Consider the following 25361-nt stretch of genomic DNA (forward strand, 5'->3'; position numbering starts at 1 on the left):
GAAAAAGGAAGAGTGACATGTCAGTAAAAGAAAAAATGCTTGAAATCTTAGAAGGGATTGATATCCGTTTTAAGGAACCTTTGCATAGCTATAGTTATACAAAAGTAGGTGGAGAGGCTGACTATCTGGTTTTTCCACGAAATCGTTTTGAGTTGGCTCGCGTTGTTAAATTTGCCAATCAAGAAAATATCCCTTGGATGGTTCTTGGGAATGCCAGCAACATCATCGTTCGTGATGGTGGGATTCGTGGATTTGTCATCTTGTGTGACAAGCTCAATAACGTTTCCGTTGATGGCTATACCATCGAGGCAGAAGCTGGAGCTAACTTGATTGAAACAACTCGCATTGCCCTCCGTCATAGTTTAACTGGCTTTGAGTTTGCTTGTGGCATTCCTGGGAGTGTCGGTGGTGCTGTCTTTATGAATGCGGGTGCCTATGGTGGCGAGATTGCCCACATCTTGCAGTCTTGTAAGGTCTTGACCAAGGATGGAGAAATCGAGACTCTGTCTGCCAAGGACTTGTCATTTGGTTACCGCCATTCAGCTATTCAGGAGTCTGGTGCAGTTGTCTTGTCAGCTAAATTTGCCCTTGCTCCAGGAAGCCATCAGGTTATCAAGCAAGAAATGGATCGTTTGACGCATCTACGTGAACTCAAGCAACCTTTAGAATATCCATCTTGTGGTTCGGTCTTTAAGCGTCCAGTAGGTCATTTTGCAGGTCAATTAATTTCAGAAGCTGGCTTGAAAGGCTATCGTATCGGTGGTGTTGAAGTATCTGAAAAGCACGCAGGATTTATGATCAATGTCGCAGACGGAACGGCTAAAGACTACGAGGACTTGATTGAGTCTGTTATCGAAAAAGTCAAGGAACACTCTGGCGTTACTCTTGAGAGAGAAGTCCGTATTTTAGGTGAAAGCAAGTAGGAAGCTTTGGCTAAAAAGCTGCTGCTATGTCATGGAAAGGGGGTGAAAGCCTATCGTCAGTGCAGAAGAATGTAGGCAGTTCAATCTCCTACACGAGGTAGTAGCGGCCTGACAGAGCCCGGATCTGTTAATCTATGAAAAAGAAGGAATAAATGACAATTGAAAAAACCAATTATTGAATTCAAAAACGTCTCTAAAGTTTTTGAAGACAGCAACACCAAGGTTCTCAAAGACATCAACTTTGAGTTGGAAGAAGGGAAATTCTACACCCTTTTAGGCGCATCTGGTTCAGGGAAATCAACTATCCTTAACATCATTGCAGGTTTATTGGATGCGACGACAGGAGATATTTTACTGGATGGTGTCCGTATCAATGATATCCCAACCAACAAGCGAGACGTCCATACGGTCTTCCAATCCTATGCCTTGTTTCCACATATGAATGTGTTTGAAAATGTTGCTTTTCCGCTCCGCTTGCGCAAGATTGACAAGAAAGAAATCGAGAAACGCGTAGCGGAAGTTCTCAAGATGGTTCAGTTGGAAGGGTATGAAAAACGTTCCATTCGTAAACTTTCTGGAGGACAACGTCAGCGTGTGGCTATTGCCCGTGCCATCATCAACCAACCCCGTGTGGTTTTGTTGGACGAGCCTTTGTCAGCGTTGGACTTGAAATTAAGAACAGACATGCAGTACGAACTGCGTGAACTGCAACAACGATTGGGTATTACCTTTGTTTTTGTCACTCACGATCAGGAAGAAGCACTTGCCATGAGTGACTGGATTTTCGTTATGAATGATGGTGAGATTGTCCAGTCTGGAACTCCTGTGGACATCTACGATGAGCCGATCAACCACTTTGTTGCCACCTTTATCGGTGAGTCAAATATCTTGCCAGGAACCATGATTGAGGACTACTTGGTTGAGTTTAACGGCAAACGCTTCGAAGCGGTCGATGGAGGGATGAAGCCAAATGAACCTGTTGAAGTCGTGATTCGTCCAGAGGACTTGCGCATTACCCTTCCTGAAGAAGGCAAGCTCCAAGTTAAGGTCGATACCCAGCTCTTCCGTGGGGTGCACTATGAAATTATCGCCTATGATGAACTTGGAAATGAATGGATGATCCACTCGACTCGTAAGGCCATCGTGGGTGAGGAAATCGGTTTGGACTTTGAGCCAGAAGATATCCACATCATGCGTCTCAACGAAACCGAAGAAGAGTTCGATGCTCGTATCGAAGAATACGTGGAAATTGAAGAGCAAGAAGCAGGTCTGATCAATGCAATCGAGGAGGAAAGAGATGAAGAAAACAAGCTCTAAACTCTTTGTAGTGCCCTACATGCTCTGGATTGCCCTCTTTGTATTGGCACCCTTGGTCTTGATTTTCGGTCAATCCTTTTTCAACATCGAAGGCCAGTTCAGTTTAGAAAATTACAAATCCTACTTTGCGTCACAAAACTTGACCTATCTAAAAATGAGTTTCAACTCTGTACTCTATGCAGGAATTGTGACCTTTGTAACCCTCCTTATCAGCTATCCAACAGCCCTCTTTTTGACCCGTCTCAAGCACCGTCAACTCTGGCTCATGCTTATTATCCTGCCAACTTGGATCAATTTGCTCCTCAAGGCCTATGCCTTTATCGGAATTTTTGGTCAAAATGGCTCTATTAACCAATTTTTGGAATTTATCGGAATCGGTTCGCAACAGTTGCTCTTTACTGATTTCTCCTTTATTTTTGTCGCAAGCTACATCGAGCTTCCCTTTATGATTTTGCCCATTTTCAATGTCTTGGACGATATGGATAACAACCTCATCAATGCCAGCTATGACCTCGGTGCGACCAAGTGGGAGACTTTCCGTCATGTCATCTTCCCTCTGTCTATGAACGGCGTGCGAAGTGGAGTTCAATCCGTCTTTATCCCAAGCTTGAGTCTCTTCATGCTGACCCGTTTGATTGGTGGGAACCGCGTTATCACCTTGGGGACAGCCATTGAGCAGAATTTCCTAACCAATGACAACTACGGTATGGGTTCAACCATCGGTGTGATTCTCATTCTGACCATGTTCATCACCATGTGGGTGACCAAGGAAAGGAGAGAACGATGAAAAAATTTGCCAACCTTTATCTGGGACTGGTCTTTCTTGTCCTCTACCTGCCGATTTTTTACTTGATTGGCTACGCCTTTAATGCAGGCAATGACATGAATAGCTTTACAGGCTTTAGCTTGAGCCATTTTAAAACCATGTTTGGCGATGGTCGCCTTATGTTGATTGTGACTCAGACCTTTTTCTTGGCCTTCCTGTCAGCCTTGATTGCGACCATTATCGGGACTTTTGGAGCTATTTACATTTACCAGTCTCGTAAGAAATACCAAGAAGCCTTTCTTTCACTCAATAATATCCTCATGGTTGCGCCTGACGTTATGATTGGTGCCAGCTTCTTGATTCTCTTTACTCAACTCAAGTTTTCACTTGGCTTTGTGACCGTTCTATCTAGTCATGTGGCCTTCTCCATTCCTATCGTGGTATTAATGGTCTTGCCACGTCTCAAGGAAATGAACGGCGATATGATTCATGCGGCCTATGACCTTGGTGCCAGTCAATTTCAGATGTTCAAGGAAATTATGCTTCCTTACCTGACTCCGTCTATCATTGCTGGTTATTTCATGGCCTTCACCTATTCGCTAGATGACTTTGCCGTGACCTTCTTCGTAACGGGAAATGGCTTTTCAACCCTGTCAGTCGAAATTTACTCTCGTGCTCGTAAAGGGATTTCGCTTGAAATCAATGCCCTGTCTGCCCTTGTCTTTCTCTTTAGTATTATCCTAGTTGTTGGCTATTACTTTATCTCACGTGAGAAGGAGGAGCAAGCATGAAAAAACTCTATTCATTTTTAGCAGGAATTGCAGCGATTATCCTGGTCTTGTGGGGAATTGCGACGCATCTCGATAGTAAAATCAATAGCCGAGATAGTCAAAAACTGGTTATCTACAACTGGGGTGACTATATCGATCCTGAACTCCTGACTCAGTTCACAGAAGAAACAGGCATCCAAGTCCAGTACGAGACCTTTGACTCCAACGAAGCCATGTACACCAAGATCAAGCAGGGTGGAACGACCTACGATATTGCCATTCCTAGTGAATACATGATTAACAAGATGAAGGACGAAGACCTCTTGGTACCACTTGATTATTCAAAACTTGAAGGTCTTGAAAATATCGGACCAGAGTTCCTCAACCAGTCCTTTGACCCAGGCAATAAATTCTCCATCCCTTACTTCTGGGGTACCTTGGGAATTGTCTACAATGAAACCATGGTAGATGAGGCGCCTGAGCATTGGGATGACCTTTGGAAACCAGAGTATAAGAACTCTATCATGCTCTTTGATGGGGCGCGTGAGGTATTGGGACTCGGGCTTAACTCGCTTGGTTACAGCCTCAACTCCAAGGATACCCAGCAGTTGGGAGAAACAGTGGATAAGCTCTATAAATTGACTCCAAATATCAAGGCTATCGTTGCCGACGAGATGAAGGGATACATGATTCAGAACAACGCTGCTATCGGTGTGACCTTCTCTGGTGAAGCCAGCCAAATGTTAGAAAAAAATGAAAATCTACGCTATGTGGTTCCGACTGAGGCCAGCAACCTTTGGTTTGACAATATGGTCATTCCCAAAACAGTCAAAAACCAAGATGCAGCCTATGCCTTTATCAACTTTATGTTGAAACCCGAAAATGCCCTCAAAAATGCAGAGTATGTCGGCTATTCAACACCAAACCTACCAGCTAAGGAATTACTCCCAGAGGAGAAAAAAGAAGACAAGGCCTTCTATCCAGATGCTGAAACCATGAAACACCTAGAAGTTTATGAGAAATTTGACCATAAATGGACAGGAAAATATAGCGACCTCTTCCTACAGTTTAAAATGTATCGGAAGTAGGAGATAAACGTAAGAAAACGAATCAGTCAAGCTGGTTCGTTTTTTCTTTTAAAAAAGTACAAAAAATAGTTGACAATTTTTTGAAAAGTGATAGACTAGTATCCTTTATGATTTGAGGAGGGAAAGTGATAGATGAGTGATTTATTTGTACAAAAATCGGACTATTTTTTAGGTCTATCCAATCAGAAAATCATCATAAAAAATAGTCAGCGAGAAATCGAGAGAGAAGTATCCATCTACCTTGTCGACAATCTTTTAATTTTTGGTCAGGCTCAAATAAGTACGCAATTATTGAGAGCTTTAGCAAGGGAGAATATTAATGTCTACTATTTTTCTAGCGAGGGTAAATTTTTGGCTTGTTTAGATTCTTATCGTCAAGAAGACTTTGATAAGCAAGAGAAACAAGTCAGGGCTTGCCTAGGCCAAGACTTTTGTCTAGTTCTTTCAAAGGAAATCGTATCTGCTAAAGTTAAGCATCAACTTTCCTTGTTGAAAAGCTATAATCAAGATGGAATCTTGTCAGTAGATGAATTTGGACGTTTTCATTTAACCCTTCAGAAAATAAAGGAGGCAGAGTCCATCTCGCAGATAATGGGGTATGAAGGTCGTATTGCGAAATCTTATTTTTACTATCTGAGCTTACTAGTACCGGATTCTTTTCGTTTTCATGGTCGTAGAACGCGTCCTGCTGAGGATTGTTTCAACTGTTTGCTTAATTTTGGTTACACCATTCTTTATTCCTGCTTTTTGGGTTTGATACGGAAAAATGGCTTAAGTTATGGATTTGGTATCCTACATCAGAGCCATGGTCATCACGCTTGTCTTGCGAGCGATTTGATGGAGGAGTGGAGACCAGTCATTGTAGACAATACGATCATGCAATTGATTTTGGAAGAGAGTTTAAAAGATGAGCATTTTGAAACAAAGGCTGATGGTACTTTTATTTTAAAAGATGAGGGAAGGAAAGTATTTCTTCTAGCTATGAGAGAGAGGATGCTAGAGATACATCAGTATATCGAGCTGGATAAAAAGCGCTATTCTTTCTTTTACACGACTGACCAGCAGATTAAGCGCTTGATTCGGGCTTTTGAACAGCAGGATAGTCATTTGTATGTAACAGCCTATACAGGAGAAGAGTGATGGGATTATATTATCATTTATCAGGAGAAGAAAAGGAATTTGCTAAAAAGAAATCCCTCTTTTGTCTGATAATCTACGATATTATTAGCAATAAAAGAAGATTACGATTAGCTAAATTGTTAGAAGGATTTGGGATGAGAGTCCAACGCTCTTGTTTTGAGGTTGACCTAGAGAAGGCTAGTTATCAAGTCTTGATTCGAGAATTGGAATATTTTTATGATCCTAGCGAATTTGATAATATTATTGTCTATGTTGGGAATCGAGAAGAGACTATTCGTTTGAATACCGATGATAGAGAGCTAGAAGATGCAGATTGTTTGTTTTTTTGATGTGAAAACTCTTACAATTTATGGTATACTATAATTAGTTTCCAAATAGGTTATATCTTGTGTTTGTTTTTAAATCCAACCACAAAATATGGGGTATAAGAACCTATCCACCTCGAGAGGGGACGGAAACTTATAGTCAACTGGGAATATAACTCCTCCTTGAGCTCCAACAGTATAAGAACCTATCCACCTCGAGAGGGGCCGGAAACTTATTTAACTCGGTATCTTGGTATTTTTTGTCAGGTATAAGAACCTATCTACCTCGAGAGGGGACGGAAACTGAGTCGGAGAGTCACTTTCTTCAAATCCAGGGATCGAACGGTATAAGAACCTATCCACCTCGAGAGGGGACGGAAACTTATAAGTCCCAAAAACAACATTGTCATTGTCGTTTGGTATAAGAACCTATCTACCTCGCGAGGGGCCGGAAACGGATAAGAGCCATCAGACTCCTCCCACCACCATCCGTATAGATACCTATCTACCTCGAGAGGGGACGTAAACTTATTTGTTCCCAATTAAATTCAGGTTTTGCGTAAGTAAACCACCCTAATCACCTCGCGAGGGGCCGGAAACAGTGTAATCACCTGAATTGCAGATGTCATATGTAGTCGTATAAGAACCTATCCACCTCGAGAGGGGACGGAAACCCTACAACGAGTCCGGCTTTAATTGTTTTTGGTTTGTGTATAAGAAAAGAACCTATCCACCTCGAGAGGGGACGGAAACGCAATCAATCCAAGTACGAAACCGATAAAGAAAATTGGGTATAAGAACCTATCTACCTCGAGAGGGGCCGGAAACTCATTTGTTCCCAATTAAATTCAGGTTTTGCGTAAGTAAACCACCCTAATCACCTCGCGAGGGGCCGGAAATGCTGGATAACTGATTGCTTGTTCGAAAGTCTCACCTTTATCGTATAGCTATCTATCTACCTCGAGAGGGGACGGAAACTTTGGTCAACAATTCTGTTAGTTCTTCAAATTTCAGTATAAGAACCTATCTACCTCGAGAGGGGACGGAAACCCCTTGTTGTTTTGGATGTAGTGAGCAATTGATTTGCCGGTTTGTATAAGAACCTATCCACCTCGAGAGGGGCCGGAAATCCCCACCGCATTCCTTTAATACCGTGGTACTGAAAAGTATAGAAATCTTCTTACCTCGGGAGGGGCCGGAAATGCTCCAAGAACATGTGTATCTGTAAGTGCCATATTTCTTGTAGAACAACCTATTCACCCCGCAAGGGGCCGGAAACCACGCTCTAAATTTTGGAATCATCTCAAATCCTCGTATAGCCACCTATCTACCTCGCGAGGGGACGGAAACTCTGCTTGTTTTACTTGTGTAGCATGGTCTTGGGTATAAGAACCTATCTACCTCGAGAGGGGACGGAAACCAGATGATACAACTTGAGAGATAATCTTGAAAGCAGTATAAGAACCTATCTACCTCGAGAGGGGACGTAAACTTATTTGTTCCCAATTAAATTCAGGTTTTGCGTAAGTAAACCACCCTAATCACCTCGCGAGGGGCCGGAAACAGTGTAATCACCTGAATTGCAGATGTCATATGTAGTCGTATAAGAACCTATCCACCTCGAGAGGGGACGGAAAGGTCGTAATTTTTTCCATTGTCTTAGTTTGAACAGTATAAGAACCTATCTACCTCGCGAGGGGCCGGAAACCCTTTCCACGCATCATTAATCTGCTTAACTGCAGATTCAGGTATAGAAACCTATTTACCTCGGGAGGGACCGAAAACTCTTAAATGTAAAGGAAAAAGTACAAAATTTTGTACGTATAATTACCTATCCATCTCGAAAGGGGCCGGAAACAAAATCCCGTTCTCAATGTGGATTACACCTTGAGAAATAGTATAGATACCTATCTACCTCGGGAGGGGCCGGAAACAGATTGTAAAAAGCATTGATTGAAATTTTTTCAAAGTATAAGAACCTATCTACCTCGAGAGGGGCCGGAAACACCCAGCCGAATCCAGCTTGTTCTAGTTCTTTGCGGGTATAGGTACTTATCAACCTCGGTAGGGGCCGGAAACCAGTTCCAGTATACACGTTGATTTTTTGAGTACGCTCGTATAGCTACCTATCTACCTCGCGAGGGGCCGGAAACTGATTGTATGTGCAATACTGATGTGTCTTGATGGTATAGAACCCTATTTACCTCGCGAGAGGCCGGAAACCTTCCCTGTTGCCGTTTTAAAGCTAGGGTTATCAGTATAGCTACCTATCTACCTCGCGAGGGGCCGGGAACTATTTAGTTGTAATCAAACCATCTGGCTCTATTTTGAATTCTGTATAGCTACCTACCTCGAGAGGGGCCGGAAACATAGATGGGAAGTATTCAAAATCAGCGTTTCCATCGTATAGATATCTATCTACCTCGAAAGGGGACGGAAACAGAATTGCTAAAAGGGTCATAATGTAAGACGCAATATGTATAGCTCCCTATCTACCTCGAGAGGGGCCGGAAACTTTATTACCGCAGCAGTAAGGGATGTCAAACCTGTAACGGTATAGACACCTATCTACCTCGAGAGGGGTCGGAAACTGTCCATTGACAATATTGACAAAAGTATTCTCAACTTCTCCGTATAGCTACCTATCTACCTCGAGAGGGGACAGTTTCATAAGGGCAAAGGATTCCAAAAGTAAAAGAAAAAAGCGCTCATGAGAAAGCAAAAGCGCAATTGTATCAATAAAGGAGGCATATGAAACGCATCGAACTATCATTTAAGCGGATTGACCAATCACCGAGCGACCTATCGACAAAATTCCAAGGTTTTCTCATGGAAAAGCTAGAACCAGACTATGTGACTTGGTTACATGAACAGGAGACCAACCCCTATTCACTAAAAATCATCCATCAAAAGGACAAGACCCTATGGTCCCTTCATCTCCTGACGGATGAGGCTGTCAAGCAGATTCTGCCTGTTCTATTGGAGCTCAAGAAAGTAGAGCTTCATGATTTACCGACTCTCATGGTAGAGTCTGTGTCCATGCAAGATCTCAGTTCGGAGCAACTCTTTGAGTTTTTTAATGAAAACCAAGATCGGTCACTCTACACCATTCATTTTCAAACTCCGACAGGATTTCGCTCTCAGGGAGAGTACGTACTCTTTCCGACCATGCGCCTCATCTTTCAGAGTTTGATGATGAAGTATGCACGTCTGGTCGAGAATCGTCAGGAAATCGAAGAGGAAACCCTGGACTACTTGGTCAAGCATAGTAGGGTTACCAGTTATCGATTGGAGTCCAGCTATTTTAAAGTCCATGGCAAAAAAATCCCTGGTTTCAGGGGGAAATTTACCTTTAAAATTACAGGTCCAAATACCTTGAAAGCATATGCCAATATGCTTCTAAAATTTGGGGAGTACTCAGGTCTCGGTATGAAAACTAGCTTAGGGATGGGAGGTTTAGAACTTGAAGAAAGAAAAGATTGATTTAGTTTATGGGTCGCTTTTGCACGCTATCAGCAAGGTGATTCAAGGTTCCAGGTATGATGAGAAAGACCTAGGTACCATTGGGTCCGAATGGTTTAGACGCTTTTCGGATAATGAAAAAATAGCCCAGCAGATAGCCAAGGCGACTTCTAGTGATTTACCGACGGACTTGGCTTCTGATAGTTTGGTCTATATCACGTCAGCTGCGGCAAAGATTGCTTCAGGACTAAAAGGGCCAGTAAGAACTCATGGAGGAAAAGAAGATTTCCTAAGCAAACAATCGGATATCTTCAATGTATTTTCAGATAGCCCTAGTCAGCGTTATCTCGATGCACGACTATTAGAGCTTGACGGGGAACCAAACTATGCTAAGGGAACGAGTGAGCCGTCTGACCAGTCAGACTATGACCTGATAGTAGGGACCTTAGAAAAAGAGTTTGAGAGATTGGACTTTAGCCAATCTGAGATAGATGCCCTTTTGAATCTCCTTGAGGCTACTCTTTCCTATGTGCCTGTTTCGACAAGAACCAAGGAATTATCGGATATTTCTCTAGCAACCTACAGTCGTCTGACAGCTGGCTTTGCCCTAGCTGTAGAGGACTATTTAGCAGACAAGAATTGCCGTGACTATGAGAAAGTGCTGGGACAAGACTTAGAAGCTTTTTATAGCGAGAAGGCCTTTTTATTAGCAAGTTTTGACCTGTCAGGGATTCAGGATTTTATCTACAATATCGCAACAGCTGGAGCTGCCAAGCAACTAAAAGCACGTTCCTTGTATCTAGATTTTATGGGGGAACATATTGCTGACAGCTTACTGGAGAAGTTAGAGCTTACAAGGGCTAATCTCCTCTACGTCGGTGGAGGGCATGCCTATTTTATCCTTCCAAACACCGAAAAAACTAGAGAAACCTTGGCTAACTTTGAAGCAGAATTCAATCAGTTTCTGGTCGAGCATTTCCAGACAGGTCTGTACGTAGCATTTGGTTGGAGTCCGTTTTCTGCCAATGATATGACAACGACACTGGCTGACTATCGAAAAGTCTATCAAACAACCAGTCGGATGATTTCTCAAAAGAAAATTTCTCGTTATGATGCCAAAACTCTCCTTGAACTCAACCAAGGAGGAAAAAGTTCTCAGAAAGAATGTGCAATTTGCCACTCAGTCGAAAAGCTTACCAAGTATAAAGATCAAGAGGTCTGCCATATCTGTGCAGGAATGTATCGCTTTGCCAAGGAAATACAAGAAAACTACTATATTGTGACAAAAGAAAAAGGCCTGCCGATAGGTCCGGGAGCCTATATTAGTGGTATTTCAAAAGCCGACCTTGCCAATGAAGAGTGGGACCGTATTTATGTAAAGAATAGCTATAGTACAGATATCCTAAAAGCAACCCATGTCTTTGTCGGAGATTACAAGTATGATGAGATTTACGAGTACGCCAAATTATCTCAGGATAGTGAAACTGGACAAGGAATCAAGCGTCTGGCAGTCGTTCGACTAGATGTGGATGACCTAGGAGCCGCCTTTATGGCTGGGTTCTCTTACCAAGATAGTGGCAAGTATAATACTCTGGCACGTTCAGCGACCTTCTCTAGAAGTATGAGTCTCTTCTTTAAGGTCTATATCAACCAGTTTGCCAAAGAGAAAAAACTATCGATTATTTATGCCGGTGGAGATGATGTATTTGCGATCGGTTCCTGGCAGGATATTATTGAGTTCACTATTTGTCTCCGACAAAACTTTATCAAGTGGACAAATGGTAAATTAACCCTATCAGCAGGAATCGGCCTATTTCCAGATAAAACTCCAGTTAGCCTTATGGCTGAAGAAACTGGTAAGCTAGAAGGAGCAGCAAAGGATAACGACAAGGATAGTATTTCCCTTTTTAAAGCAGGTAATACCTTGAAGTTGGACCAATCTTTTGGCAATGTTGATTCTGAAAGAAATTATACCTTGAAGTTCGACCAATTTATTGACAATGTCTATAATGGGAAACTGAAGAGCATTCGTTACTACTTTAATATTCAAGATGAGCGAGGAAAGAGTTTTGTATATAGACTTATTGAGCTCCTTCGCAACTACGATCGTATGAATATTGCTCGATTAGCCTATTATTTGACGCGCTTAGAAGATCAAACTTCTAAGGATAAAAAAGAAGAGTTTAAAGAGTTTAAAGATTTATTCTTTTCTTGGTATACAGGTAGCGATAATGAACGTAAGGAAGCAGAGATAGCTTTACTTCTATATATTTATGAGATTAGAAAGGATTCATAGATGGCAATTTTAACAGATGATAATTACGTAGATAAGGCAGAAAAAACCATTAAAAATTTAGTAACTGATAAGCGTAATTTTAAAAATAAAAATTCAGATGTTCTATCCATGAGTAAACTACGAAACTTATTGAGTTTAACGAGTACCCTCTTTGATGAAAGTAAGGTCCGTGAGTACGAAGAATTAAAGGATAAGATTGCCTATTTGAGGGTCCAATTCGTCTATCAATCAGGCCGTGAAGAGGCGGTACTGGACTTAGTTCAAAAAGGTAAGATTTTACCAATTTTAAAAGAAATTAATAGTAGGGAAAGTCTCCAACGTTTTTGTCGCTATATGGAAGCGCTAGTAGCTTATTTTAAATTTTATGGAGGAAAAGATTAATGGCATTTGCAAAAATTAAAGTAACAGCACAAATCCGTCTAGAGACAGGACTTCATATTGGGACAAGTAATGCTTTTGCGGCGATTGGTGCTACGGACTCACCTGTGATTAAAGATCCAATTACAAACTTACCCATTATTCCAGGATCTAGTATCAAAGGGAAAATGCGTACCCTTTTGGCAAGAGTATATAATACTAAATTAGCAGAAAAACCAGGAGAAGATGGGGAAATTATTAGTCGTCTCTTTGGGAATAGTTCAGACAAAAACTATAAAGTAGGAAGACTCATCTTTAGAGATGCCTTTCTAACTAACAAAAAAGATTTAGATTCACGAGCTGTCAAAGGTTATACTGAGGTTAAGTTTGAAAATACTATTGATCGTATCACTGCTGAAGCAAATCCAAGACAAATTGAACGTGCTATCCGAGACAGTATCTTTGGATTTGAGTTGATCTATGAGGTGACAGACAAGAGTCAAGCTCAAGTAGAAGAAGACTTCAAAGTGATTCTTGATGGATTAAAACTGTTGGAACTTGATTATTTAGGTGGTTCAGGTTCTCGTGGATATGGTAAAGTTGTTTTTGAGGATCTTAAAGCAAATACAGTTTTCGGAAACTATGATGTTAGTAGATTGAATGAACTTTTAACTACGGAGGTCTAGTATGACCTATAAGATGTATATTATGAACTTTCAGTCTGCTCACTTTGGAGCAGGTACTCTGGATAGTTCTAAAATGACTTTTGCAGCTGACCGATTATTTTCTGCCTTGGCTATTGAGGCAAAAAAAATGGGGAAAATGGAGGAATTCGTGTCAATAGCGGGTCAAGATCATTTTGTTTTGACTGATGCCTTTCCTTATCAGTCAGGTCCATTATTACCTAAGCCGATAGGATTTCCAAAGTTTGATCAGCCTGACTTAACAACGGATGTCAAAGAAGTAAGACGTCAAGCGAAAATGGCGAAGAAACTTCAGTTTATACCCTTGGATAAATTTGATTCTTATGTAAAAGGAACGCTTTTTGAAGACGAAGAACATGCAGTAACAAACATTATCACTAAAAACCAACCTCATGTAGATGGGAATCTTTTTCAAGTGTCTACCGTTAGATTTAGAGATGATTCTTCTCTTTACGTGATTGCAAACGAATCTGACCTCTTGAATGAACTCATGACAAGCTTGCAGTATACAGGAATTGGTGGGAAACGTTCCAGTGGTTATGGACAATTTGATTTGACTATTTTAGATTTACCAGATAGCTTAAAAAATCGTCTCACCAAGGCCCATCAAGGACCTGTCATGACCTTTACGACTTCTCTACCAGTCGAAAAGGAACTTGAATATGCTATGGAAACTGGTTCCTATTTAATAAGTAAATCAAGTGGTTTTGCTTTTAGTACAGAAACTAATGAAAATTACCGTAAGCAGGATTTATATAAGTTTGCTTCTGGATCTACTTTCTCTGAAACCTTTACAGGACAGATTGTAGATGTAAGACCTCTTGATTTCCCGCATGAAGTATTAAACTATGCTAAACCACTATTTTTCAAGATGGAGGGAGAAAGATGAAAACAGAATATAAAATCTTTCAATTCAGCCTCCTAGCTATGGCCCCTATTCATATTGGGAATGGTGAAAAATATACTTCTCGAGAATTTATCTATGAAAATGGGTACTTTTATTTTCCTGATATGGGTAAGTTTTATAATCGCATGGTGGAGAAAGGATACGATCAAAAGTTTGAGCGTTTTTTACAGGAGACGAAGCCAAACGCCAGAAATAATCGCTTGATATCTTTTTTAGAGGATAACCGTATTTCTGACCGTAACTTTGGTGGCTATAGAATTATAGAAACTGAGTTAGAAACAAATAATAATTATTTAAGAGGAGGCGCAATAAATCAAGTATCAAAGTTTATTAGAGATCCTTTTGGTAATCCCTATATTCCTGGAAGTTCATTAAAGGGAGCTATTCGAACTATTTTGATGAATACCAATCCTGACTGGAATAATGAAAATGTTGTGAAAGATGAAAAGGAAAACAAATCTTTGATTCCTTGGGGAGCAAAAAAAGGGCAGGACTATGATGACTTGTTTAATGCTATTCGTGTTAGTGATAGCAAACCGTTTAGTAATAAAAGTCTTATTTTAGTTCAAAAATGGGATCATAAAGCCAAGCCCCCTCTTGCCAAGCCTCTCCCTTTATATAGGGAAGCAATCGCGCCCTCAACTAAAATCAATTTCACCATTACTACAACTACTAAGGAAGCTGGAATCCTAATGGAAGAATTAGGACAGAGAGCGCAAGCCTTTTACAAAGAATATAAAAACTTTTTCTTATCAGATTTTCCTGAAAATAAAATTCAGCCAAATATTCAATATCCTATATACTTGGGTGCTGGTAGTGGAGTTTGGACAAAAACAATTTTTGAAAAAGCAAAAGATATTTTACAAGAACGTTATGGGAATAGCAGAACCACTAGGATGGTTGAAAAGGGAGTCTTGAAATTAACAAAAGCACCAATGAAAAGTGTTAAAACAACACAAGCAACTCGTAAACTGATAATGAATAATGAATCCTTCTATGAAATGGGCAAGGCAAACTTTATGATTAAGGAGATTTCTAAATGAAGGTTTTGATTTCAGCAGTGGGGAATACCGATCCAATCCGAAATTTTCACGATGGAGCCTTAGTTCATATTGCGAGAAAATACCGTCCGGATAAGATTATTATTGTTTTTTCTGAGGAACTGATTTGTAAGAAAGATGATATTGAGAAAGTAATTCGTTCTATTGATAGTCAATACGTCCCAGAAATTGTATACCATGAGCCAATCATTTTAAACAATGAAGTACATATTTTTGATACCATGTTTGATCAATTTGATGCTATTATACGAGAGTATTATACAAAAGACGACGAATTTATTCTTAATCTTTCAAGTGGAACTCCTCAAATAAAATCAGCTTTGTTTGTTCTTAATAGACTAAGTGAAATCAATGTCAAGGCAGTACAAGTTCCAAGTCCTGAAAAAAAATCGAACGCTGGAGTTGGGCATGATGATTCAGAAGATATTGATGCACTAATTGATACAAATATAGATAATAAGCGGGACTTTGTCGATCGAACTATTGAAGATACTTCAGAAAAGTTTAAACAAGGCTTAATGAAAAAAACTTTACGTGATTTTATTAAGAAATATGATTACAAAGCAAGTTTAGAGATAGCAAATCAATTGCCTGACCTCCCTGGTTTGAAAGACTGTCGCAAAAAGTTACAAGATATTGTCGATTCATTAGATAGGCAAGCTGTACCTCAAGTCCTCCAAAAGAAAAAATGGAGCGAAGAACAGAAAAAAGTATTAAATGCTTATTTGACTATTGATTTGCAAAAAGAACGTGGGAATTTTAGTGAAGGTCTGATTAGAATTAAAAACCTTACAGAGTTTATCTTAGGTGACTATATCGAAAATCGTTATCCAGGATTTCTGGATAATTACGCGAACGATTCAGTAAAATATTATATCGGGATTTGGGATTATGACAAGATCCTTCAAGAAAAAAGAGAGTGGATATTGCATAACAAAATCAAACCGATTTTGAGAATGAACAAAACACGAAATACGATAGCTCATAAATTGGATTCACTAGATTCTGAGGAACTTAAACAGTTAGGTCCAGTTCTAAAAGCCTTAAAAGTGCTAATCAAGGAACAGTATCAACTTACTGAAAAGGATTTTAATTTTTACAAGGATTTTAATAAAGAATTATTAGAATTACTGAAATAATGAGAGGTAGAATATCTTGGAAATTTTAATTTCAGCAGTTGGAACGACAGATCCGATTAGTAATAATCGAGATGCAGCTTTATTACATATTGCACGCACTTATAGACCGGAGAAGATTGTTTTAGTTTATAGTGAGGAGATGCTGATCAAGAAAGATCTCATTGAGCAAGCTATTTTTTCCATAGAAGATTATCATCCTGATGTGACAATTGAGTCAACAATTCTAAAAAATGATGAGGTTTATCTATTTGATAAAATGTATGAGGTTATGGGACAGATTGTTGAAAAATATTCTGGAACTGATCATCAATTAATCTTAAACCTATCTTCAGGAACGCCTCAGATTATTTCGGCTTTATTTGCCCTCAATCGAATCAAAGATTATAATACTCAGGCTATCCAGGTTGCAACTCCTAACAAATCAGCAAATAGAAAGTATGTGCCACTTTCAAGTGAAGGTGAACAGAAGCTTTTTAACGAGAACGAGGATAACCAAAAGGATTACGAAGATCGTACTATTAAAGATGAGGCTGAAAAATTTAATCAATCTTTAATCAAACGTCATTTAAGAAATCTGATAGCTTCCTATGATTATCTTGCTGCAGAAGAACTTGTTACAAAAAAAGAATACAATAACTTACTTTCTAAAAAGAAATTATCTTTTTTACGAGCTACATTAAATGACTTTGTAAAAGTATTTAAAACGCAAGCTATTTTAAAAGATATTCAAGACTATCCATTGACAGATGTTGAGAAGAAAGCCCTTAATTACTTTTTAATGATAGAAGTATTGAAAGAGAGAGGACAAGTAGCAGATGTCTTAATCAAATCAAAGTCTTATGTTGAATTTATCATCGAAGAAAAGATCAAAAAAGATTATCCTGATTTAATCAAATATGATGGGGCATTACCCAAATTAAATGAAGAATACAAAGATTTTGAGAAGATTTTAGATTTTATTGATTTAGAATTTAAAAAAGCAAAAGGAATAGAAAATGAAGAGGAAAGAATTTATTCACCTCAATCAACCTTAAACCTTTTATCTTATGAAAATATTCTAACTTTTTATCAAGTCTCTCCTGACTTATTGAAGTCACTTAAGGTTATTACCGGTCTAAATAGTGAGCGTAACAAAGTTGCACATGGACTATCAGAAATCGATGGTAAAATAGTAAATTCTAAAAAATTGAACCAAACAATAGATACCTTACGTTTTGTTCTTCAGGATACATTTAATATTGAAGATCACTATTTTGGATATTATCAAAAAATCAATGACAAATTACTAGATTTACTTCGTTCTTAACGAACAACCATATTTTGGAAGATTTCTACTTGGTTCAAATTACTATTTTGTACTATTTCATTAGGATGATTTCCAGTTGACGCAAGCTTAAAAAAACGTTATAATAAGAAAGTTGAGAATTGATTTTCAGTAGTCTTAGTCCAGAGAAATGGCGGTGCTGCGAGCCATCTAAGTTAGGAAGTCATGCTACTCAATCATACAATTGCATAAGAACAAGAGAATGACAAGTTCATTGAATGAAGGTGGTACCGCGGTTTTTCGCCCTTCGTGATATGAGCTTGTCTTTTGATTTTTTGGAGGTGTTGATGAAAACATTTCTTGTCAAACAAAAGTTTCGTCTTGGAGGCGAGCGCTTTGCTATCAAGGATGACAGGGGAGAAATTGCCTATCAGGTGGAGGGATCATTTTTTAAGATTCCCAAAACTTTTATCATCTATGATGCTAATGGTGAACAGGTCAGTCAGATCAGTAAAGAAATCTTGACCTTGCTTCCTCGTTTTGAGATTCAGCTTCGGGATGGCTCGAGTTTTGTCATTCGCAAGAAGTTGACCTTCTGGCGAGATAAGTATGAGTTTGATAATCTAGGTCTTCGTATCGAGGGCAATATCTGGGATTTGAATTTCAAATTGCTGGATGATCGCGATCAGCTGATTGCGGAAATTAAGAAGGAACTCTTCCATCTGACTTCTACCTATACCGTAACGGTTCTTGAGGACGCTTATGCAGACCTAGTCATTTCCCTCTGTGTTGCCATCGACTATGTGGAAATGCTGGAAAGCCAATCACATTAAACAAGTAAATAAGGAGACAATATGAAACAACTATCTAGTGCACAAGTACGCCAAATGTGGCTTGATTTCTGGGCGACCAAAGGTCACTCAGTAGAACCATCAGTGAGCTTGGTTCCTGTAAATGATCCAACACTTTTGTGGATCAACTCTGGGGTAGCAACCCTTAAGAAATACTTTGACGGGACCATCATTCCTGAAAATCCACGTATTACCAATGCGCAAAAGGCTATCCGTACCAACGACATTGAAAACGTAGGGAAGACTGCACGTCACCATACCATGTTTGAAATGTTGGGGAACTTCTCAATCGGAGATTACTTCCGTGACGAAGCAATCACTTGGGCTTATGAGCTTTTGACCAGCCCTGAGTGGTTTGACTTCCCAGCTGAAAAACTTTACATGACCTACTATCCAGATGATAAAGATTCTTACAACCGCTGGATTGAAGTGGGAGTGGATCCAAGTCACTTGATTCCAATCGAGGACAACTTCTGGGAAATCGGTGCTGGACCTTCTGGACCAGATACAGAAATTTTCTTTGACCGTGGAGAAGCTTTTGACCCAGAAAATATCGGTCTTCGTCTCCTTGCAGAAGATATCGAAAACGACCGTTACATCGAAATCTGGAACATCGTTTTGTCACAATTTAACGCAGACCCTGCTGTTCCTCGTAGCGAGTACAAGGAATTACCACACAAGAACATTGATACGGGCGCTGGTTTGGAGCGTTTGGTGGCCGTTATCCAAGGGGCTAAGACAAACTTTGAGACAGACCTCTTTATGCCTATTATTCGTGAAGTGGAGAAATTGTCTGGTAAGGTTTATGACCAAGATGGCGACAACATGAGCTTTAAGGTCATCGCTGACCACATCCGTTCACTTTCATTTGCCATCGGGGATGGTGCCCTTCCAGGAAATGAGGGTCGTGGTTACGTCCTTCGTCGTCTGCTCCGTCGTGCCTCTATGCATGGTCAAAAATTGGGTATCAATGAGCCTTTCCTTTACAAACTCGTTCCAACTGTTGGAAAAATCATGGAAAGCTACTACCCAGAAGTGCTTGAAAAACGTGACTTTATCGAAAAAATCGTTAAGAGCGAGGAAGAGTCATTTGCGCGTACCCTTCACTCAGGTCAACACTTTGCCCAAGGCATTGTAGCAGACTTGAAAGAAAAAGGTCAATCTGTCATTGCTGGTTCAGATGTATTCAAACTTTATGACACTTATGGATTCCCATTTGAATTGACTGAAGAAATCGCTGAAGAAGCTGGTATGACTGTTGACCGTGAAGGATTTGAAGCAGCCATGAAAGAACAGCAAGAGCGAGCGCGTGCGTCAGCTGTTAAGGGGGGCTCAATGGGTATGCAAAATGAAACCCTTCAAAACATCACAGTGGAAAGTGTCTTCAACTACAATGCTAGCCAATTGTCTTCTAAATTGGTGGCTATCGTGGCTGACAATGCAGAAGTAGAAGCTGTGTCAGAAGGAACTGCCTCACTTATCTTTGCGGAAACGCCATTCTACGCTGAAATGGGTGGACAGGTAGCTGACCATGGACAAATCTTGGATGAGTCAGGTAAGGTTGTGGCTACTGTGACAAATGTTCAAAAAGCTCCAAATGGACAAGCCCTTCACACTGTTGAAGTCCTTGCACCACTTGCCTTGAATCAAGAATATACCTTAGCAATTGATACAAATCGTCGTCACCGTGTTATGAAAAACCACACTGCGACTCACTTGCTTCACGCTGCTCTTCACAACATCCTTGGAAACCACGCAACACAAGCAGGATCTCTTAACGAAGTTGAATTCCTTCGCTTTGACTTTACCCACTTCCAAGCAGTGACTGCTGAAGAATTGGGTGCAATTGAACAGCAAGTCAACGAAAAAATCTGGGAAGCTCTTGAAGTGAAGACAGTTGAAACAGATATTGACACTGCCAAGGAAATGGGTGCTATGGCCCTCTTTGGTGAGAAATACGGAAAAGAAGTCCGTGTTGTTACTATTGGTGACTACTCTATCGAGCTTTGTGGTGGTACCCACGTTGGTAACACTTCTGAGATTGGTCTCTTCAAGATCGTCAAAGAAGAAGGAATCGGATCAGGAACGCGTCGTATCTTGGCAGTGACTGGTAAGGAAGCCTTTGAAGCCTACCGTGAACAAGAAGACGCTCTTAAAGCTGTCGCAGCAACCCTTAAAGCACCTCAACTTAAAGAAGTTCCTCATAAGGTAGAAGGACTTCAAGAACAACTTCGTCAACTTCAAAAAGAAAATGCTGAGTTGAAAGAAAAAGCAGCAGCTGCAGCCGCAGGCGACATCTTCAAGGATGTTAAGGAAGTCAACGGTCACCGTTACATTGCTAGTCAAGTGTCTGTATCAGATGCAGGTGCCCTTCGTACTTTTGCGGACAATTGGAAACAAAAAGATTACTCTGACTTGCTTGTTCTAGTTGCAGCAATTGGGGACAAAGTCAATGTCCTTGTAGCAAGCAAGACAAAAGACCTTCATGCAGGAAACCTTGTCAAAGAATTGGCACCAATCGTCGATGGACGTGGTGGTGGTAAACCCGACATGGCTATGGCAGGAGGAAGCAACCAAGCTAAAATCCAAGAATTGTTGGATGCGGTAGCAGGTAAATTGTAATCAAGCAATACTCTTCGAAAATCTCTTCAAACCTCGTCAGCTTCACCTTGCCGTACTCAAGTACAGCCTGCGGCTAGCTTCCTAGTTTGCTCTTTGATTTTCATTGAGTATAAAGATCTATCCATTTGGGTAGGTCTTTTTTGACTACAAAAAAGCCAAATCCGATTGGACCTGGCTTGCTTATCATTGTATGTTAGATTGTATTGGCTGCCCAGACACTTACAGATCTTTCTGAGACTGGGAATTGTCCATAACCTTCTTCATCAATTGTAACTTGACCTTGGTGGTTGCCAAGTAAATCTACAAAGGTTTGGTTAGCCCATTCTTGGCCGACAAACATTGACTTGCTGTTTTCTTGGTCATTTGAGATTAAGACTGCGATTGGGGATTGATTTTCAGCACCTGAACGTACCCAACCGACACAGTTAGCCTCATCAAAGTAGTCTGTTTGTTCTCCATAGGCCAAGTCTTTTCGGATGGCTAGGAGGCGGTCAAGAACTTCTTTGAAATCTTCTTGAGCGTATTTTCCTGAAATCCCATAGTAGTCTCCGTAAAAGACACATGGCAGTCCATTTTGACGTAATAGAATGAGGGCATAGGCTGCTGGCTTGAACCATTCTTCAACAGTAGACTCAAGAGCCTGACCACGTTGGGTATCGTGGTTGTCGACAAAGGTTACAGCCTTGTCAGGTTTGAGTTCAACCAAGCTATCTGTGAAAATACCACGAAGGTCATAGTTTGCGCCAGCTTGACTGGCTTCAAAGAGATTTTGGTGGAGACGAACATCAACAAGGTCAAAGCGTTCTTCCGTTTTTTCAAGATAGTCTAGATTGGCTTCCTTGTCGGGGTTCCAAAATTCACCGAACACATAGAAATCCTCACCGTATTTTTCCTTCATATCGCGGATGAAATTGCGCATAAAGAAAGAATCAATGTGTTTGACGGCATCCAAGCGGAAACCAGCTACACCAGTCGTTTCCATGAACCAGTCAGCCCAGTCATAGATATTTTGGATGACTTCAGGATGTTTAAAATCTAGGTCGGCATACATGAGGTAGTCATAGTTACCGTTTTCATTATCGACCAATTCCTCATTTGCCCAACCCTTGTTGTCCCCTTGGATGAGATAAATGCCAGACTTGCGGCGTTTGGCATCGTAGTCTGTACCGGTGAAGTGGTACCAGTGCCAGTGGAAGTCATTGTAGGTATCTTGGCGACCATCGAAGGTAAAGCTAGTCCAGCCATTGATGGTGAAGGGTTCTCCAAGTTCAACTGTACGGTCTACAGGATCCACTTCAATAACTTGAAAGGCTTCCATGTGATCGGCCGCAGCCTTGTGATTGAGCACCACATCGGCCATTGGTTGGATTCCCTGTGCTTTTAGAGCTTGAATGGCTTGAAGATAGTCTTCTTTAAAACCATACTTGGTGCGGACAGTTCCTTTTTGGTTAAACTCTCCTAAGTCGAATAAGTCATAGACCCCATAGCCGACATCTTTTTCATTGGTCGCCTTAAAAGCTGGTGGCATCCAGACATGGCTGATACCGAGATCGGCTAGGTGTTGAGCATCTTCAGCTAGATGCGTCCAGTGCTGACCGTCGTGGGGCAGATACCATTCAAAGTATTGCATGAGTGTTTGATTTTGCATGATGTTTCCTCTTACTTGTCAATCTTGTTCTTTATTCTATCATAAAGTATTGGTTAGCTCAAACGTTTGCGTAAAACTGAATAATAAGTTTTTGACTATTTTATATAAAATGTTGATTTTTAAAATGAAAGCGCTATAATTATAGTAAATTACATAGATAAAGAGAGGAGATTTCTCATGATTGAATTTCAAAATGTTAGTAAGTTGTATGGTGATAAAGAGGCCTTGAGCAATCTCAATTTGCAGATTGAAAATGGGGAGATTATGGGCTTGATTGGCCATAATGGGGCTGGAAAATCGACTACTATAAAATCCCTAGTCAGTATCATTTTACCCAGTAGTGGTCGTATTTTGGTAGACGGTCAGGATTTATCGGAAAATCGATTGGCTATCAAACGAAAGATTGGCTACGTAGCAGACTCGCCTGACTTATTCTTACGCTTAACAGCCAATGAATTTTGGGAATTAATCGCCTCCTCTTATGATCTGACTAGCTCTGACTTGGAGGCTAGTCTAGCTAGGCTATTGAGCGTTTTTGATTTTGCTGAAAATCGCTATCAGGTTATTGAAACACTTTCTCACGGAATGCGTCAGAAAGTCTTTGTCATCGGAGCACTCTTGTCTGATCCTGATATTTGGGTCTTGGACGAACCCTTGACTGGTTTGGATCCCCAGGCTGCCTTTGATTTGAAGCAGATGATGAAGGAACATGCACAAAAAGGGAAGACGGTCTTGTTTTCAACTCATGTCCTAGAGGTAGCCGAGCAAGTCTGTGATCGGATTGCCATTTTGAAAAAGGGGCATTTGATTTATTGTGGTAGCGTAGAGGACTTGAGAAAAGACCATCCAGACCAGTCTTTGGAAAGTATATACCTTAGTCTTGCTGGTAGAAAAGAGGAGGTTTCAGATGCGTCTCAAGGTCATTAAAAAATTAGTTGATGTCAATATCCTCTATTCATCTCAAGAAGCTAATCTGGCTAACCTACGAAAGAAGCAGGCTAAGAATCCTGGGAAAAAAGTAAATGTTTCCGCTAGAGTCCTAAGTTCTTACATTTTTTCCAGTCTCTTGATGCTCATCATGTTTATAAATATAGCCAATCATTTTCCTTTTGATGAAATGCCTGTTTATTTTAGTTTTATGGTTGCTATTTTACTAGTGATTGCCTTTTCAACTTCTTTAACTGCCTTTTACAATGTCTTTTATGAGAGTAAGGACTTGGTATCGTATAGGCCTTATGCCTTTAAAGAATCAGAGATTATAATTGCTAAAGGACTGTCTGTCCTCTTGCCAGCTCTGCCTGGAATTGTACCAATCCTAGCTTATTTTCTAGTCCTCTACATTAGGCTAGCACCTTCTCTTTGGCTTGGCTTGCCTTTGATGCTACTGTCCTTGACCTTATTATTTGTCTCTGTTACTTTAGTGATGGTAGTGGCAGTACATTTTTTGGCTCAGACTACGGTCTTCAGAAAGTATCAGTCTATTTTTTCGAATGTGATGATTGGGATAGGAGTTCTCATACCTTTAATATTTGTCTTCTTTCTACAGTCGACTTCTGGACGTATTGTTGACAAAGTTAGAGACATTCCATTTCTCCTTTATCCTATTCATCTCTTTTACAAAATAGCAGTGGAGCCTTTTTCGACAGAAGCCATCCTGGGTCTGTTCGCTTGGATAGGACTAACTCTCTTCTTGCTTTACTTGAGCAAAAAGAAGGTTTTTCCTCGTTTTTATGACGTGATTCTGCTTAACAGTGAGGAGAAGGTCAAGAAAGAACGTCGCAGCAAGGAGGGGCTTTCAACTACTAAAAAGGGCTTTTTCCGTATGGTTTTACGCTACCACCTCACCCTTTTGGGACAGGGGACTGGCGTGGTTACAGTGCTTTTTACAAGTGCTTTCCTTCCTTATCTCATGATGATCGGTCTAATTTCCAAAATCCGAGATTCTCAGATAGTTCCGGACATTCATCCTCCATACTGGTTACCCTTGTTTTTTATAGCTCTTTTTATATCTGTTGTCAATAATAATATCACCAGCCTGCCTTCAATTGCCTTGTCTTTAGAGAGGGAAAATGTTGATTTTCTTAAGAGTTTACCCTTTGACTTTGCTCGTTATGTGAAAGTGAAATTTTGGATTATATTTGCTGTCCAGTCCTTTTTACCAGTTCTGACTTTACTTGGTCTTTCTCTATATTTAGGCTTGCCCATCCTTTCGATGATTTACCTTCTTGTAGTCTGGACCCTTGCCAGTGTCATCCTTTCTTGCCACCATTACTTTAAGGACGTGAAAAATCTATCAACTAATTGGAGTAACATTACGGACCTGGTGAATCGTTCAAATCGTATAGTAGCAATAGTTTTACTCTTAATTTATAGTGCTATCTTAATGATTTTAGTCATAGCAAGTTTATTCTTGGTTCGGTCTCTCTCCCCTATCCTTGCCATCAGCTTGGGAGTAGGAGTTCTTATCCTCTTGCTTGCTCTTGCTATTTTTGGCTATCATTACTACCTGTCACGCATATTGGCAGAAATAGAAAAAAGATGAGCTAGTTGGTCGCTTGCTTGATAAATTTTATAAAAAGAAATGCTCCTCCGTTCTTGGAAGAGCATTTTTTATTGTAACTCTCACACAATTATTTCTAATTTTTAATTAGTATTAGTATACCATTTTTTAAAACGAGAGTAAAAAAGCAAGGGTTGTTTCTTTTTTGAGAATTGTCTAAAAATTTGATATAATGGTAGCT

At 40.2% G+C, this 25361-nt stretch carries 20 protein-coding genes; 19 read left to right on the forward strand and 1 reads right to left on the reverse strand.

The window, feature by feature from the left end:
• Positions 1–17: 17 nt before the first annotated feature.
• The 17 genes from murB to alaS all read left to right on the forward strand — a co-directional run bounded on the left by murB (position 18) and on the right by alaS (position 20972).
• Positions 18–923 carry a UDP-N-acetylmuramate dehydrogenase gene (gene murB, locus JJN14_RS03825; protein WP_201058968.1) on the forward strand — a complete coding sequence of 302 codons (906 nt, stop codon included), beginning with the start codon at positions 18–20 and terminating at the stop codon, positions 921–923.
• Positions 924–1082: 159 nt separating this feature from the next.
• Positions 1083–2240: an ABC transporter ATP-binding protein gene (locus tag JJN14_RS03830; RefSeq protein WP_000742895.1), complete on the forward strand. Its 1158-nt coding sequence runs from the start codon at positions 1083–1085 to the stop codon at positions 2238–2240.
• Positions 2221–3027, forward strand: a complete 807-nt coding sequence (locus tag JJN14_RS03835) for an ABC transporter permease (RefSeq protein ID WP_000753801.1) — start codon at positions 2221–2223, stop codon at positions 3025–3027. Before JJN14_RS03830 ends, JJN14_RS03835 begins: the two co-directional genes overlap by 20 nt.
• Positions 3024–3797 carry an ABC transporter permease gene (locus JJN14_RS03840; protein ID WP_201058969.1) on the forward strand — a complete coding sequence of 258 codons (774 nt, stop codon included), beginning with the start codon at positions 3024–3026 and terminating at the stop codon, positions 3795–3797. Before JJN14_RS03835 ends, JJN14_RS03840 begins: the two co-directional genes overlap by 4 nt.
• Positions 3794–4864 (forward strand): ABC transporter substrate-binding protein, encoded by a 1071-nt coding sequence (locus JJN14_RS03845; protein ID WP_201058970.1) that lies wholly within the window; start codon positions 3794–3796, stop codon positions 4862–4864. Before JJN14_RS03840 ends, JJN14_RS03845 begins: the two co-directional genes overlap by 4 nt.
• A 132-nt stretch (positions 4865–4996) precedes the next feature.
• Positions 4997–6004, forward strand: a complete 1008-nt coding sequence (gene cas1 / locus JJN14_RS03850) for a CRISPR-associated endonuclease Cas1 (protein WP_201058971.1) — start codon at positions 4997–4999, stop codon at positions 6002–6004.
• Positions 6004–6333, forward strand: a complete 330-nt coding sequence (gene cas2, locus JJN14_RS03855; RefSeq protein WP_049488617.1) for a CRISPR-associated endonuclease Cas2 — start codon at positions 6004–6006, stop codon at positions 6331–6333. The genes cas1 and cas2 overlap by 1 nt, the downstream gene beginning before the upstream one ends.
• A gap of 2727 nt (positions 6334–9060) precedes the next feature.
• On the forward strand, positions 9061–9792 hold the full coding sequence (gene cas6, locus JJN14_RS03860) for a CRISPR-associated endoribonuclease Cas6 (protein ID WP_033681615.1): 732 nt from the start codon (positions 9061–9063) through the stop codon (positions 9790–9792).
• Positions 9773–12067 carry a type III-A CRISPR-associated protein Cas10/Csm1 gene (gene cas10 / locus JJN14_RS03865; protein WP_201058972.1) on the forward strand — a complete coding sequence of 765 codons (2295 nt, stop codon included), beginning with the start codon at positions 9773–9775 and terminating at the stop codon, positions 12065–12067. The genes cas6 and cas10 overlap by 20 nt, the downstream gene beginning before the upstream one ends.
• Entirely contained in the window at positions 12068–12448 is a 381-nt protein-coding gene (gene csm2 / locus JJN14_RS03870; RefSeq protein WP_070842545.1) for a type III-A CRISPR-associated protein Csm2, read from the forward strand.
• Positions 12448–13110 (forward strand): type III-A CRISPR-associated RAMP protein Csm3, encoded by a 663-nt coding sequence (csm3, locus tag JJN14_RS03875; protein WP_070842546.1) that lies wholly within the window; start codon positions 12448–12450, stop codon positions 13108–13110. Before csm2 ends, csm3 begins: the two co-directional genes overlap by 1 nt.
• A gap of 1 nt (position 13111) precedes the next feature.
• Positions 13112–14017, forward strand: coding sequence for a type III-A CRISPR-associated RAMP protein Csm4 (gene csm4, locus JJN14_RS03880; RefSeq protein ID WP_070842547.1), 906 nt, complete (start codon positions 13112–13114; stop codon positions 14015–14017).
• Positions 14014–15078 (forward strand): type III-A CRISPR-associated RAMP protein Csm5, encoded by a 1065-nt coding sequence (csm5, locus tag JJN14_RS03885; protein WP_070842548.1) that lies wholly within the window; start codon positions 14014–14016, stop codon positions 15076–15078. Before csm4 ends, csm5 begins: the two co-directional genes overlap by 4 nt.
• Positions 15075–16235: a type III-A CRISPR-associated CARF protein Csm6 gene (gene csm6 / locus JJN14_RS03890; protein WP_070842549.1), complete on the forward strand. Its 1161-nt coding sequence runs from the start codon at positions 15075–15077 to the stop codon at positions 16233–16235. Before csm5 ends, csm6 (JJN14_RS03890) begins: the two co-directional genes overlap by 4 nt.
• A 16-nt stretch (positions 16236–16251) precedes the next feature.
• Complete coding sequence (csm6, locus tag JJN14_RS03895; protein WP_070842550.1) at positions 16252–17541, forward strand: type III-A CRISPR-associated CARF protein Csm6; 1290 nt, start codon at positions 16252–16254, stop codon at positions 17539–17541.
• Positions 17542–17846: 305 nt separating this feature from the next.
• Entirely contained in the window at positions 17847–18332 is a 486-nt protein-coding gene (locus JJN14_RS03900; protein ID WP_070842625.1) for an LURP-one-related/scramblase family protein, read from the forward strand.
• Between the two features lie 21 nt (positions 18333–18353).
• Positions 18354–20972: an alanine--tRNA ligase gene (gene alaS / locus JJN14_RS03905; RefSeq protein ID WP_201058973.1), complete on the forward strand. Its 2619-nt coding sequence runs from the start codon at positions 18354–18356 to the stop codon at positions 20970–20972.
• A 193-nt stretch (positions 20973–21165) separates the two neighbouring features.
• On the opposite strand, the gene JJN14_RS03910 is transcribed toward alaS, so the two are convergent.
• Complete coding sequence (locus JJN14_RS03910) at positions 21166–22620, reverse strand: alpha-amylase (RefSeq protein ID WP_201058974.1); 1455 nt, start codon at positions 22618–22620, stop codon at positions 21166–21168.
• Positions 22621–22797: 177 nt separating this feature from the next.
• On the opposite strand from JJN14_RS03910, the gene JJN14_RS03915 reads away from it, so the two are divergent.
• Both JJN14_RS03915 and JJN14_RS03920 read left to right on the forward strand, forming a co-directional pair.
• Positions 22798–23547 (forward strand): ABC transporter ATP-binding protein, encoded by a 750-nt coding sequence (locus tag JJN14_RS03915; protein ID WP_201058975.1) that lies wholly within the window; start codon positions 22798–22800, stop codon positions 23545–23547.
• Positions 23528–25162, forward strand: a complete 1635-nt coding sequence (locus JJN14_RS03920; protein ID WP_201058976.1) for a hypothetical protein — start codon at positions 23528–23530, stop codon at positions 25160–25162. The genes JJN14_RS03915 and JJN14_RS03920 overlap by 20 nt, the downstream gene beginning before the upstream one ends.
• The last annotated feature ends 199 nt before the right edge of the window (positions 25163–25361 follow it).

The organism is Streptococcus mitis (genome assembly GCF_016658865.1).
Lineage (GTDB): Bacteria > Bacillota > Bacilli > Lactobacillales > Streptococcaceae > Streptococcus > Streptococcus mitis_BT.

Bases quoted from the DNA above. Each gene is read 5' to 3' on its own strand.
- murB (WP_201058968.1), top strand. From the start codon at position 18: ATGTCAGTAAAAGAAAAAATGCTTGAAATCTTAGAAGGGATTGATATC.
- JJN14_RS03835 (WP_000753801.1), top strand. From the start codon at position 2,221: ATGAAGAAAACAAGCTCTAAACTCTTTGTAGTGCCCTACATGCTCTGG.
- JJN14_RS03840 (WP_201058969.1), top strand. From the start codon at position 3,024: ATGAAAAAATTTGCCAACCTTTATCTGGGACTGGTCTTTCTTGTCCTC.
- JJN14_RS03845 (WP_201058970.1), top strand. From the start codon at position 3,794: ATGAAAAAACTCTATTCATTTTTAGCAGGAATTGCAGCGATTATCCTG.
- cas1 (WP_201058971.1), top strand. From the start codon at position 4,997: ATGAGTGATTTATTTGTACAAAAATCGGACTATTTTTTAGGTCTATCC.
- cas2 (WP_049488617.1), top strand. From the start codon at position 6,004: ATGGGATTATATTATCATTTATCAGGAGAAGAAAAGGAATTTGCTAAA.
- cas6 (WP_033681615.1), top strand. From the start codon at position 9,061: ATGAAACGCATCGAACTATCATTTAAGCGGATTGACCAATCACCGAGC.
- csm2 (WP_070842545.1), top strand. From the start codon at position 12,068: ATGGCAATTTTAACAGATGATAATTACGTAGATAAGGCAGAAAAAACC.
- csm3 (WP_070842546.1), top strand. From the start codon at position 12,448: ATGGCATTTGCAAAAATTAAAGTAACAGCACAAATCCGTCTAGAGACA.
- csm4 (WP_070842547.1), top strand. From the start codon at position 13,112: ATGACCTATAAGATGTATATTATGAACTTTCAGTCTGCTCACTTTGGA.
- csm5 (WP_070842548.1), top strand. From the start codon at position 14,014: ATGAAAACAGAATATAAAATCTTTCAATTCAGCCTCCTAGCTATGGCC.
- csm6 (WP_070842549.1), top strand. From the start codon at position 15,075: ATGAAGGTTTTGATTTCAGCAGTGGGGAATACCGATCCAATCCGAAAT.
- JJN14_RS03900 (WP_070842625.1), top strand. From the start codon at position 17,847: ATGAAAACATTTCTTGTCAAACAAAAGTTTCGTCTTGGAGGCGAGCGC.
- alaS (WP_201058973.1), top strand. From the start codon at position 18,354: ATGAAACAACTATCTAGTGCACAAGTACGCCAAATGTGGCTTGATTTC.
- JJN14_RS03910 (WP_201058974.1), bottom strand. From the start codon at position 22,620: ATGCAAAATCAAACACTCATGCAATACTTTGAATGGTATCTGCCCCAC.
- JJN14_RS03915 (WP_201058975.1), top strand. From the start codon at position 22,798: ATGATTGAATTTCAAAATGTTAGTAAGTTGTATGGTGATAAAGAGGCC.
- JJN14_RS03920 (WP_201058976.1), top strand. From the start codon at position 23,528: ATGCGTCTCAAGGTCATTAAAAAATTAGTTGATGTCAATATCCTCTAT.